This window comes from Thioalkalivibrio sp. ALRh, from assembly GCF_000381425.1.
Lineage (GTDB): Bacteria > Pseudomonadota > Gammaproteobacteria > Ectothiorhodospirales > Ectothiorhodospiraceae > Thioalkalivibrio.
Map to the genome: position 1 here is coordinate 1,018,017 of NZ_KB906519.1, position 12,598 is coordinate 1,030,614.

The 12,598-nt window shown below is 64.4% G+C and carries 8 protein-coding genes, 1 pseudogene and 1 riboswitch; of the genes and pseudogenes, 4 read left to right on the plus strand and 5 right to left on the minus strand.

Going from position 1 to position 12,598, the window contains the following annotated elements:
* The first annotated feature begins 178 nt into the window (after positions 1-178).
* The gene (gene moaA / locus F791_RS0104885; RefSeq protein WP_012981558.1) at positions 179-1,183 is read left to right on the plus strand and encodes a GTP 3',8-cyclase MoaA; all 1,005 of its coding nucleotides are present in this window, start codon (positions 179-181) and stop codon (positions 1,181-1,183) included.
* Between the two features lie 102 nt (positions 1,184-1,285).
* Here moaA and F791_RS0104890 read toward each other — a convergent pair whose 3' ends face one another.
* Positions 1,286-2,542, minus strand: coding sequence for an inorganic phosphate transporter (locus F791_RS0104890; protein WP_012981557.1), 1,257 nt, complete (start codon positions 2,540-2,542; stop codon positions 1,286-1,288).
* A 27-nt stretch (positions 2,543-2,569) separates the two neighbouring features.
* On the minus strand, positions 2,570-3,250 hold the full coding sequence (locus F791_RS0104895) for a TIGR00153 family protein (protein WP_012981556.1): 681 nt from the start codon (positions 3,248-3,250) through the stop codon (positions 2,570-2,572).
* Between the two features lie 100 nt (positions 3,251-3,350).
* Positions 3,351-3,449, plus strand: a riboswitch (TPP riboswitch).
* A 77-nt stretch (positions 3,450-3,526) separates the two neighbouring features.
* Between F791_RS0104895 and thiC the strand changes: the two genes are divergently transcribed.
* Complete coding sequence (gene thiC / locus F791_RS0104900) at positions 3,527-5,416, plus strand: phosphomethylpyrimidine synthase ThiC (protein ID WP_019592263.1); 1,890 nt, start codon at positions 3,527-3,529, stop codon at positions 5,414-5,416.
* A 153-nt stretch (positions 5,417-5,569) separates the two neighbouring features.
* The gene (locus tag F791_RS0104910; protein ID WP_026332998.1) at positions 5,570-6,229 is read left to right on the plus strand and encodes a hypothetical protein; all 660 of its coding nucleotides are present in this window, start codon (positions 5,570-5,572) and stop codon (positions 6,227-6,229) included.
* 59 nt (positions 6,230-6,288) lie between these two features.
* Here F791_RS0104910 and F791_RS0104915 read toward each other — a convergent pair whose 3' ends face one another.
* Both F791_RS0104915 and F791_RS13810 read right to left on the minus strand, forming a co-directional pair.
* On the minus strand, positions 6,289-7,356 hold the full coding sequence (locus F791_RS0104915) for a diguanylate cyclase (RefSeq protein ID WP_012981553.1): 1,068 nt from the start codon (positions 7,354-7,356) through the stop codon (positions 6,289-6,291).
* A 111-nt stretch (positions 7,357-7,467) separates the two neighbouring features.
* Positions 7,468-7,755, minus strand: a pseudogene (locus F791_RS13810) (DUF5362 family protein); the annotation flags it as partial.
* Positions 7,756-8,023: 268 nt separating this feature from the next.
* Between F791_RS13810 and F791_RS0104930 the strand changes: the two are divergent.
* A complete protein-coding gene (locus tag F791_RS0104930) occupies positions 8,024-12,073 on the plus strand; it encodes an autotransporter domain-containing protein (protein WP_019592265.1) in 4,050 nt (1,349 codons plus the stop codon).
* 34 nt (positions 12,074-12,107) lie between these two features.
* On the opposite strand, the gene F791_RS0104935 is transcribed toward F791_RS0104930, so the two are convergent.
* Positions 12,108-12,485, minus strand: coding sequence for a DUF5362 family protein (locus F791_RS0104935; RefSeq protein WP_018139869.1), 378 nt, complete (start codon positions 12,483-12,485; stop codon positions 12,108-12,110).
* Positions 12,486-12,598 lie beyond the last annotated feature (113 nt).

A 12,598-nucleotide genomic window follows, 5' to 3' on the forward strand; every position in this document is an offset into this window, starting at 1 on the left:
CATAAAGAAGCCTTTTGGCTAACGAAAAGTTCTTATCTAGGAATAAGCAGAAATAATCTGCGAGAGAATTTATTTATTGCCGCATCGAATCTGGGGCCTTGTTGTGGCAATCACGGAAAAGTGGTCTACGATGTGTACCATGAAACATATCGCCCCCAGCGGCAGGACGGGACACCGTATGCAACACGCCCTCAAGGACGAGAACGCCCTGGTCGACGCCTTCGGCCGCCGCATCGAATATGTCCGTCTCTCAGTTACCGACCGCTGCGATCTGCGCTGCTTCTACTGCATGCCCAAGGGCTTTCGTGACTTCGAGGAGCCGGAGCACTGGCTGAGCTTCGAGGAGATCGAGCGCGTGATGGGGGCCTTCGGGCGACTCGGCACCCGCCGCGTGCGCCTGACCGGCGGCGAGCCGCTGGTGCGCAAGAACCTCCCGGATCTGGCCGCGCGCCTGAACGCCCTGCCCGGCATCGACGACATCTCGCTGTCCACGAATGCCACGCGCATGGCGCGCCACGCCCAGGAGCTGAAGGACGCCGGCGTGGCCCGCATCAACGTCAGCCTCGACTCGCTCAAACCCGAGGTCTTCAAGGAGATCACCGGCGGCAAGCTGGAGAAGGTGCTGGACGGCCTGATGGCCTCCAAGGCCGCCGGGCTCGACCCAATCAAGATCAACATGGTGGTGATGGGCGGGATCAACGAGCCGGAGGTCGAGGACATGGTCGACTTCTGCATCGAACACGGCTTCACTCTGCGCTTCATCGAGACCATGCCGATGGGCGATACCGGCCGCGAGGCGAAAGAGGGGCACTATGTGAACCTGCAGGACGTGCGCGCCCGTCTGGAGCAGCGCTACAACCTCGTCCCCGGCGTGATGCCCGGCGGCGGCCCGGCGCGCTACATGCAGATCCCGGATACCGACGTGCGCATCGGCTTCATCACCCCGATCTCGCAGCACTTCTGCGACACCTGCAACCGTGTGCGCCTGTCGGTGGATGGCACCATCTACACCTGCCTGGGCAACGAACACAGCCTGAACCTGCGCCCCTACCTGCGCGAAGGCTGCAGCGACTCGGAGCTGGAAGACCTGGTAATCCAGGCGATCAACCTGAAACCCGAGCGTCACGAGTTCTCGGAACGCCCGGAGAAGGTCATGCGCTTCATGTCCATGACCGGCGGATGACACCACCGCAAGGCTTGCTAACAAGAAAGGCCCGTCCAGCGAGACGGGCCTTTCTTGTTAGGGGGGCCGCTTTATTAGGGCCAGGGCTTGCCGCCTCTGCAGCTAACCGAGCAACCCGCGCAGAATGAAGAAGAACACGATGGCCAGGATCGCCCCGGCCGGCAGGGTCACGATCCAGGACATGAAGATCATGCGCACCAGGCGCAGGTCGATCGCGGCGATCCCGCGCGCCATGCCGACACCCAGGATCGCCCCCACCAGCGTATGGGTGGTGGAGATCGGCAGCCCGGTACCGGAGGCCAGTACGACGGTCGCAGCCGCCGCCGCGGTGGCCGCGTAACCGCGGCTGGGCGTGAGCTGGGTGATGCCGGTGCCGACCGTGGCGATCACCTTGTGGCCATAGGTAAACAGCCCGAACACGATCCCGAAGCCGCCCAGCAGCAGGACCCACATCGGCACCACGGTCTCCGGGTCCACCTCGCCAGTCTGGATCACGTCCACCACCGCGGCCAGCGGCCCGACCGCGTTCGCGACATCGTTGGAGCCCAGCGCGAAGGCCATCGCACAACCGGTGACGACCATCATCACGCCGAAGACCTTCTCGACATCGCTGAAGTGCGAGCCGTGGGCTTGCAAGGAGGCCTCCTCGAAACGCAGGCGCCGGATCGCGAAGAGTCCGACCACCACCACCGCCACGCTGATCAGTACGGCGAAGCTGTAGGCCTGGGCGGTAGTGAGGTCCAGCCCGACGTGCGTCAGCCCCTTGAACATCGTGACCAGCGCAGTCACGAAGGCCGTCAGAAAGATATACAGCGGCGCCCAGCGCTTGGCGTTTTTCAACGGGTCGACGGTGTCGAGGATCAGCAACTGGATGCTGCGGAACAGCGCGAAGGCGATCATCCCGCCGATCATCGGGGACAGCACCCAGGAGATCGCGATGGTCCCGACGCGCTCCCAGCGCACCACTTCAAATCCGAGGCCCACCACCGCAAAGCCGATGATCGCGCCGATGATGGAGTGCGTGGTGGAGACCGGCCAGCCGAAATAGGAAGCGGTCAATAGCCAGGTGCCCGCCGCCGCCAGCGCCGCGAGCATGCCGTAGACCAGCAGCGAAGGACTGTCCGCGAGCAGTGCCGAGTCCACCATCCCGCTGCGGATGGTCTGCGTCACCTCGCCGCCCGCCAGCCACGCCCCGGCAAACACGAACACCGCGGCCACAAAGACCGCCTGGCGAATGTTGAGGGCCCGCGAGCCGACCGAGGTACCCATTGCGTTGGCGACATCGTTGGCGCCAATACCCCAGGCCATGAAGAGCCCGAAGATGACTGCAAGGCCGAGCAACAGGGTGCCGTATTCCATGCGGTCCTCGGTACGTGGTGCGAGTGGTTACTTGGCCAGCATCAGCTGCAGGCGGCTGCCCACGCGCTGGGCCAGATCGGCCAGCTCGCCTATGGAATCAATCACGCGATACATGAAGATCACGTTCACCGGGGGCAGCTCCGCCTCCTGGGCAAACAGGATCTCGCGTACCTCGCGCTGGGCCTCGTCGGATTCGTGCTCGATCTGGTCCAGCTCGGTCAGGATGTCGTTGACCACCTCGACCTCGTGTCCGCGAAAGCCCGCCTCGACCAGCTCGTCCAGCTCGTTGACCGCGCGCCCGGCCTGATTGACCGCATCCACACTGCGATCCAGAAAGCGCTGCAATGGACCCTGCATATTGGCCGGAAACTGCATCTGGCGTCCGAGCATCAGCCCCGCGATGTCCTTGGCCATGTTTGCGATGCGGTCCTGGATCAGCAGGGTGTCGAGCACGTCGCGGCGCGACATCGCCAGCATCATCCCCTTGGGCAGGTGCAGCCGCAGGTCCTTCTTCAGGCGGTCGGCCTCGTGCTCGAGCTTGACGATCTTCTTCTGCTGAACGCGCGCAGTGTCCCAGTCATCCCGGGCCATGGCCTCGATGAACGGCGGGAGCTCGGCGATGCAGGCGCGCACCTTCTCCATGTGCGCCTGCAGGGGGCGCACCGGCGAACGGCCAAACAGTTCGAAGACGAAGTTCTTGGGGCTCATGGCGGCGCGAAGAATGTCACAAAGGCGCAATGTACCGCAAAACAACCCTCGATACCCTGTCGCCTGCAGGCGAATGTGTGCCGCGTGCGCTACAATCGTGGCCCAGAGCTGGGGGTGCCCGTACCACATGTCGGGCTGAGAGAGTCCCCTTGAACCTGAACCGGTTAACACCGGCGGAGGGAAGCTCGGTCAACGGTCTGCTGTACTTGGGGTTCCTGCCCCCGCGATCGCCCTGCCCGCGCTCCCTTCGCCCCACGCGTCAGCAGAGGTCCGATCATGAGCGCCATCCCCGAGTCGTTTGCCCGCAAGACCGCCGAGGTCTCCGCGGAGGTCACCCGCCCGTTCCCGAACTCCGAGAAGCGTTACGTCGAGGGTTCGCGCGCGGACATCCGCGTGCCGTATCGCGAGGTCGCGCAGACGCCGACGATGACCTCCGGCACCCCCGAAGAGAACCCGCCGATCCCGGTCTACGACACCTCCGGCCCCTACACCGACCCCGACGCAAGCATCGACCTACACCGGGGGCTGGCGGACCTGCGCGGCCCCTGGATCGACGAACGCGCGGACACCGAGTGGCTGGACGGCCCGAGCTCCGAGTACGGCCGCGCCCGCGCCGCCGATCCGGAACTGGCCCGCCTGCGCTTCGAGCACATCCGCCCGCCGCGCCGCGCGAAGGCCGGCGCGAACGTCTCGCAGATGCACTACGCTCGCCAGGGCATCATCACCCCGGAGATGGAGTACGTCGCGATCCGCGAGAACAACCGCCTGCAGGAGCTGCGCGCCGACCCGCGCTACCGGAAGCTGCTGCGGCAACACGCCGGCGAGTCGTTCGGCGCCGCGATCCCGGACGAGATCACGCCCGAGTTCGTGCGCGAGGAGATCGCCCGCGGCCGCGCGATCATCCCCGCCAACATCAACCACCCGGAACTCGAGCCGATGATCATCGGCCGCAACTTCCGGGTGAAGGTGAACACCAACATCGGCAACTCCGCGGTCACCTCCTCGATCGAGGAGGAGGTGGAGAAGCTCGTGTGGTCCGCGCGCTGGGGCGGCGACACCCTGATGGACCTGTCCACCGGCAAAAACATCCACGAGACCCGCGAGTGGATCCTGCGCAACTCGCCGGTGCCGATCGGCACCGTGCCGATCTACCAGGCGCTGGAGAAGGTCGACGGCAAGCCCGAGGACCTGACCTGGGAGCTGTTCCGCGACACCCTGATCGAGCAGGCCGAACAGGGCGTGGACTACTTCACCATCCACGCCGGCGTGCGCCTGCAGTATGTGCCGCTGACCGCCGACCGCGTGACCGGCATCGTCTCCCGCGGCGGTTCGATCATGGCCAAGTGGTGCCTGGCGCATCACCAGGAGAACTTCCTCTACACCCACTTCGACGAGATCTGCGAGATCATGAAGGCCTTCGACGTCTCCTTCTCGCTGGGGGACGGCCTGCGCCCCGGCTGCCTGGCCGACGCCAACGACGCCGCCCAGTTCGGCGAGCTGGAGACCCTGGGCGAGCTGACGCAGAAGGCCTGGGAACACGACGTGCAGGTGATGATCGAGGGCCCCGGCCACGTACCGCTGCAGAAGGTGAAGGAGAACGTCGACAAGGAGCTGGAGGACTGCTTCGAGGCGCCGTTCTACACCCTCGGCCCGCTGGTGACCGACATCGCCCCGGCCTACGACCACATCACCTCCGGCATCGGCGCGGCCAACATCGGCTGGTACGGCACCGCGATGCTCTGCTACGTGACGCCGAAAGAACATCTGGGCCTGCCCAACAAGCAGGACGTGCGCGACGGCATCATCACCTACAAGATCGCCGCCCACGCCGCCGACCTGGCCAAGGGCTTCCCCGGCGCGCAGCTGCAGGACAACGCCCTGTCCAAGGCACGCTTCGAGTTCCGCTGGGAGGACCAGTTCAACCTGGCACTGGACCCGGAGCGCGCGCGCGAATTCCACGACGAGACCCTGCCGAAGGAGGCGCACAAGGTCGCCCACTTCTGCTCCATGTGCGGCCCGAACTTCTGCTCCATGAAGATCACCCAGGACGTGCGCGACTATGCCGCGGCCCAGGGCATCAGCGCTGACGAGGCCCTGCAGAGGGGCATGCAGGAGAAGGCGGTGGAATTCGTCGAGAAGGGCGCGGAGATCTACCGGAAGACCTGAGGCCCCAACAACGAAACCCGGGTGGCAGCCCGGGACACGCTGATTCAATCGCAAGAGGCGATCATGGCGGCGTTATCGGCTGACGGGGAGGCGGGTTCTGTGACGAGCCACTAACCGATCGCTCGCCCCGCGCAGAATGGACGTCTACGCTTGTTGTACTGCGCCCGGCACAAGTACCGCCAGGAGGACCACGGCATCGCGACCGCCAGCCGCTATCGCAGCGCCAGCGCCCTCGCCGCGTTGCTGGCCGCCTGTCAGATTGGGGCGGCCACAGCCCGAGACGACGGAGCGGCCGTGCAGCAGCGGCCAGACATCTCGGTCTTCGCCTATGGCGCTCGCTGGACCGACACCCGCTTCGTCGAGATCCTCCAGTTCCAGACCGCGATGCAGGACTCGCACCTGGCGGCCGTGGGCATCTCTCGCCGCCTCCACCGCTTCAGTGACCATCTGCATCTCGGAGGCGAGATCAATGTCGCCCGGCACTGGGGTCAGCAGGATCACTTCGAACTAAACGCGGCCGCCAACCTGCGCTGGACCCGCTTCCCCTGGGACCACCTGGTGGACACCTCGGCCGCTTGGGGCATCGGCCCCTCGCGTGCCTTCGGCGATCCGGTCATCGAGGATCGCCGCCCCAGCCGCACCCAGGCGTTCATGATGGCCGAAGTCACCTTCGCGCCGTCCGCGTCACGAGAAAGTTCATGGGAGGCCTTCCTGCGTATCCATCACCGCTCCGGCGTCTTTGGTGTGGTCAGCGATGCCAGCGGTTCCAATTTCATCGGCACCGGTGTCCGCTTTCACTTCGGCCCTCGATAACACGCTAACCGGCCACACCAGCGGCCGTCGGAAAACCACTACTGTGCCCTTGTCCGGGCTCAACGCACCTCGATGCGGTTGCGGCCGTTCTTCTTGGCCGCGTACAGGGCCTGGTCGGCCCGGTCGAAGGTATCGACCCGGCGCTCGCCCGGGCGGTATTCGGTCACACCGAAGCTCGCGGTGCGCCGCCCGACGGCGTCAAAGTCAAAGGCGTTGATCCGGGCCTGCAGGTCGCGGGCCGCCGCCTGCGCCTGCTCGGCGTCGGTCTGTGGCAGCAGCACGAAGAATTCCTCGCCGCCAATACGCCCAATGGCATCCACCTTGCGCAGGTTCTGGCGCAGAAGCTCGGCGAACTGTTTGAGGACCGTGTCACCGGTCCTGTGGCCCCAGGTATCGTTCACGGCCTTGAAGTAGTCGATGTCGATCAGGATCACAGAAAATGGCTGGCCATAGCGCTCGGTGCGCGCACACTCCTCCTCGAACAACTGCTCGATATGCGCACGATTCGACAATGAGGTCAGCTCGTCGACCTGCGCCGAATGCGCCAGCTCCCGTTGCTGCAGGAAGGTAAGTTTCAGGGCCCGTTCCAGCACGAAGGCACTCAGGCAACCAAACGAAAACGCCGCCAGCACCCACAGCAGGTGCAGCTGTAGCAAGCCGGTCTCCAGGGTCTGGAGGAGACTGGCCGCCACGACCAGCACCACGATCCCGGTAGCGGCCAGTGCGGCCTGACGCAGGGCCAGGCCCGAGATCGCAAAGGTCCACATGATGCTCAGATAGATCTCGGGGGCGAACACCAGAAACTGTGGCGAACCGGCATTCAGGTAGAGGTTGGCGGCATTCGCGACCACTGGCGCGATAATCAGCAAGGCCCACATCGGACGCTGGAGCGACGCGCGGAAAGTCATCGCCGCCACGGCCAGCAACATGCCGGGCACCAGCAAGCCATGGGCCAGCAGCCGCTGGCCCGACGCATCGACGGCTACCGTCTGCTCGATGGCGGCATACAACAGATATAGCGCAGCGGTCAGAAACGCGATGTAGCGCACCTGCGGAATGCGCGTGGCACGCAGCCAGGCCGCAAACCCTCGCCGTGTGTCCTCGCCCTCCGCGTATAGCGGATCCATCCGTCCCCGCAGTCGCCTTGCTATATCCAAGATCCTGTTCCTTGCTTGCCAGGGTCGGCCGTTATGACCCCGGCTTGCGGAAGCCGTTCCGGGCGGGAGATGGCCCTGCGGTTACTGCATGTGTTCGCCCATGGCGCCGAGGCCCATCATGCCAGCGCCAATGCCGAACAGCATGCCGACGATCATCAGGGCCAGGTAGATCAGCAGCAGCACGCCGAAGATGGTGAAGTAGATGCGCAGTCGGCTCAGCGCGTATTAAATCTCTAACGGGTCCTTGCTGTCGAATGCGCAATGCCAGACACCCGCCGCCCGCATGAGCATCACACCGGCCCAGATCGGGGTCCAGGCGATGATGATGCCGACAATGGACAGGGCGGTGAGCACGTCCGAGCGGATCAGCCTTTCGCACCGTGCTACGGCTCGCCCACGCGTACGGGGGGTACCCCAACGAGCGGTCGCTGCGAAACCTAACGCCGGACTCACGCGTCACCTTTCACTCGAATACCTATTTATGGGACTTGTAGGCTCGAGAACCCGCCTCAAGCGGGCCGGGCCGACTGTCACAAATAGGGGGACCAGCATGCGCGTCATTTCCGAACAAGGGTTCGCATGTTGTCGGACATCATTTCAGCGAGTCCTTGGCGCTTACCCGCAGCCCCGGACGCTCGTGCTTGCGGTTGCTGCCGCGCTTGGTGCCAGTATCGCAGCCCCACTGCATGCCGATGACGAGACGATCGAGATGGTCCTCCAGATTAACGATGACCGGATGGAAGCCCGGATCGTCGAACAGTCGGAGGGGTGGCTGACCCGCCGCAACAGCCTGCCTCTCACCCGTGAAGCCACAGGCATCGAGCTCGTGCACGACTGGATCGAGTCGCAGGAGGACCACGAGCCCCAGCAAGAGAACGCGGCCTTCATGGTGGGGATGGCATCCACCGTGTCCGAGGTGGATGCGACGGCGCTGGTCATTCAGGACGTGGATCAGGAAAACCACATTGAACGCGACCTGATGGTCGTGCAAAGCCAAGCCGGCTGGACGTCCCTGGAAAACACCGGGCATGCCGTAGCGGGTGACGACGGCCTGCGGCTGATCTCCCGCGCACGGACCCTGCAGACGCAGGGCGCCGGTCAGGTCAACGTTGCGGAACTCGAAGCGCAGGCCGAGGCGGGCGAGAACAGCCTCTCTGCAGGCATTCAGTCCAGCCTGCAGCGAAATACCCTGAGGCAGCACCGGGTGGTGTCGGAAAGCACGGTCGGGCGCTCCCGCCTGGTGAATAAGGGCCGTATAACGGCCGGAGGTGCCGGACTGCGCGCCGACCATTCGGCGTCTCGGGTCCAGGTCTTCGACACGGACCAGGTCAATACTTCGGGGCAGGACTTCGTGGGAACGGGCACCGAAATCACCGGGGACGGCTCGGGAGTGATCCTGGGTGATGTCTCAGTCGAGCAGGCCAACGAGCTGGGCCAGACCCATGTGGCCGCGGATTCTCGGTTGGGCGAACTTGCGATCGAGAACCACGGCGATATAACCAGCGGCGATCACGGAGTCGCAGCAATCCTGACCACCCCCGACACTCAGATCATGGATGCCATCCAGGAAAATACCTGGCAGGGCACGGCCGAACTGAGCGCGCCCTCGGGCGAGGTGGATGATTCGGGCAGCACGGGCACGCCTGGCGGTCTTGCCCTTTCCACTCGGTATGTTGAGCAATCGAGCGAGGCCAGCCAGACCGACATCGCGACCGCGACCAGCGTGGGCCATGGAAGGATCCACAATACCGGAAGCGTATCCGCAGAAGGATACGGGCTGGCCCTAGAGGTCGATGCGAGCCGGGTCCAGGTGCAACAGGTCGAACAGATCAACGACGTGACAGGCGACGCCAGCTCGGTGGCCGGGTCGGGCGGTGACGGTGGTGCCGGCGATCCAGACACGGGTGCAGACGGTGGCGCCGGGGGCAATGCGCTGGCAGAGCTGCGCCTGAATCAGTCCAACGAGCTGGCTCAAACCCTTGTACTGACTGATTCGCGTATCGGCCAGGCCGAGGTACGCAACGCGGGATCGGTCCAGGCGGGAGGGGGCGGCATCGTCGCACGCGTCTCTACCGACATCGTACAGGTGCAGGAAGGGGAGCAGGCCAATCAGGCAATGGATGCGTTTGACGCGACCGCGGGCGATGCTGGTGCCGGAGGCGCCGGGGATGTCGACGGTGGCGCCGGTGCGGATGGTGGGGATGGTGGGGATGGTGGGGACACTCTGGCAGAGCTCATCTGGTCGCAATCCAACGAGGCAGGCCAGATCGTGTTGTTGTCGCATAGCCGTCTTGCCGAAGTCGAAGTGGAGAACTCCGGTCGCGTGTTTGCCGGCGGCCGCGGCATCACCGCCGAAAGTGGGGTGTCACTGGTACAGGTACAGATTCTCGATCAGACCAACTCGGCAGAAGTCGAAACCAGACTTGTGGGCGGAGACGGAGGCGAAGGAGGCATCGGGTCGGACGGCAACGATGGTGACGGAGGAGCCGGAGGCTCCGCCGAATACCACCATCGGTTGGGTCAAGAAAACGAAAGCGAGCAGATCCTCCTGATATCCGGGGGATCGCTGGCCAGCACGAAAGTTTCGAATCACGGGGACATCCGTGCCGGGGGTGACGGCATCGTGGCGCGTGCGAACGCCGAGGTCGTCCAGAAGGAGCATGTCAATCAGGCCAATACCGATGAGATGCAGGAAGCAGGAGACGGCGCAGGCGGCGAGCCCGATGGGGAGGCCATAAACGACATATCGGTCGATCAATCCAATCACCGGGCCGGGATCATGGTGATCGATGCAGTGGAGGTCGCGCGGGTCCGGGTGGAACACCACGGCGAGATTGACGCGGACGGCCGAGGTATCGTCGCCCATTCCTCGATCAGCGGGGTGTCGGATTCCGCGACTGCCGTGTCTGTCCTGAGCTCCGGCCACATCCGGGCCGGGCAACAGGCGATCCATGCCATCAGCGACGGCGGGTCGGCGCGCGATATCGAGGTACGGATCACGGATGGGTCGGTGATCGGGGGGCCGGGATACTATGGGCTACAACTCGAGGGGTCGGGCAGCAACACGGTCTGGAACGACGGGGTGCTGACCTCGATGTCGCGGCGCGCCGTACTCGGTGGTGATGGCGACGACACGATTTACAACACGGGGTTGCTGGCAGGGGACGTGGACCTCGGAACTGGCAGTAACGCCCTGTTCAATCAGGAGGCCGGCCGGTTCGAGAGCGAGGCCATCGTCGACCTAAACGGCGGCACGCTGGAGAACCGCGGTTGGCTCAACCCGGGTGGCACAAATCGGATCGTGACCACCCAGGTCGCCGGTGACTGGACCAACACCGCTACTGGGCGCTATCAGGTTTCCCTGGACATGGTTTCCGGCGATTCCGATTTCCTGGATATCTCCGGAACCGCCTCCCTGAATGGCGAGGTCGTCCCCCGAATCCTGGTTCCGGACGATTCCGGAAGCTTCACCATCGCCGCGGCAACGGGCGGGGTCACGGACGAGGGGATGAATGTTCAAGATACGCTCTTCGTGGACTACAAACTGGACTTCTCCTCGGCCAGCGAGCTGGGCCTGAGCGCGGAAATCGACATCCCCGAAACGGTAACCGGACTGAACTCCAACCAGCAGTCCGTGCACGGGGTTATCGAAGGGCTGTGGGCGACGGGGTCAACAGGAGACCTCGACACCGTGTTCGGCGCCCTGCTCTCTGTCTCGGATGTTGCCGAATTGGCACAGGCCTACGAACAGCTCAGCCCCGAGCCCCATATGAACAGCGCCGCCAGCGCGACCCACGCGGCCGGCGTGTTCGCCAGTGACCTGCTTAGCTGCAGCGTGGACTCCGGCGCACATGTCCATGTGCGCCAGGGCGAGTGCGCCTGGGTACGGCTCGGACGGCGGAATCTGGACCAGGATTCCACCTCGCGCCAGGCTGGATTCGAGGAAAACAGTATCTCGGTATCCACCGGCGTGCAACGCGCACTTGCCAACGACTGGCATCTCGGAGGCGGAGTGGGATTCGAACGCGGCGATGTACAGTCGGATTCCGGCGCGCAGACAGAAGTGGACCGCATGCATGCCGGCGCTGTACTCAAATATGCTCCAGGGCCGTGGATGGTTTCTGGGTCAGTGTCGGGCGGTTACGGCTGGCATGACAGCACGCGCGTCGTCGACTTCACCGGCGAACCATCCGAACTCACTGCCGACTATCGCGTACGCCACCTGGGGATCGACCTCCATGCGCAGTACGAGATCGATCTAGGTGGGTCCTACCTCAAGCCCTATGCCGGGCTTGGCTACCGGCAGGTCCGCCTGGGTGGATTCTCCGAAAGCGGTGGGCCCGAGGCACTGGACGTGGACAGCGAGCGCGACCGCGCCGGCAGTATCGCGCTGGGTACACGCTGGGGTACCGAATTCGAGACCGGAAATGACACACTTGTACGCCCCTATCTCTCGGCGGGCGCCACTCGGTATACCTCGGACGAGACCCAACTTACAGCCTCGTTCCAGGGGGGCGGCGATTCGTTTCGAATCAGCCGAAGCCGTGACCGCACAGTGGCGGACATGGGCGCTGGTCTGGAAATTCTCGCTGGGGACTCCGGTTCGGTTCGTGTGGACTACCGTGGCCGCTTCTCCAACAACATGACGGATCACGCCATCGGGATGCGGGTGCAGATCCCGTTCTAGCCGCCGACCAAATGACCGGGGGCCTGCTGCGCACCTACATGTGTTCGCCCATGGCGCCGAGGCCCATCATGCCAGCGCCAATGCCGAACAGCATGCCGACGATCATCAGGGCCAGGTAGATCAGCAGCAGCACGCCGAAGATGGTGAAGTAGATGCGCAGTCGGCTTAGTGCGTACTTGATCTCCAGCGGGTCGGCGCTGTCGAAGGCGCGCTGCGAGGCGCCCGCCGCCTGCATCAGCACCACCCCGGCCCAGATCGGGATCCAGGCAATCAGGATGCCGACAATGGACAGGGCAGTGAGCACGCCCGAGATGATCAGCATGATACCGATCAGCTGCATCCAGAACTTGCCGCGCACCAGTGGTTCGATCAGTTCGCGAAGCTGCGGGTTGCCTGTCGATTCTGCTTCCATGCGAATACTCCTGTCCGTTGGGTTGGGAACGGTTCCGAGCATAGCAGCCTGACCGGGGCACCGTGCATTGTTCGCCATTGGGGCGAAAGGCATACTCGGGCGGTACACCGCAG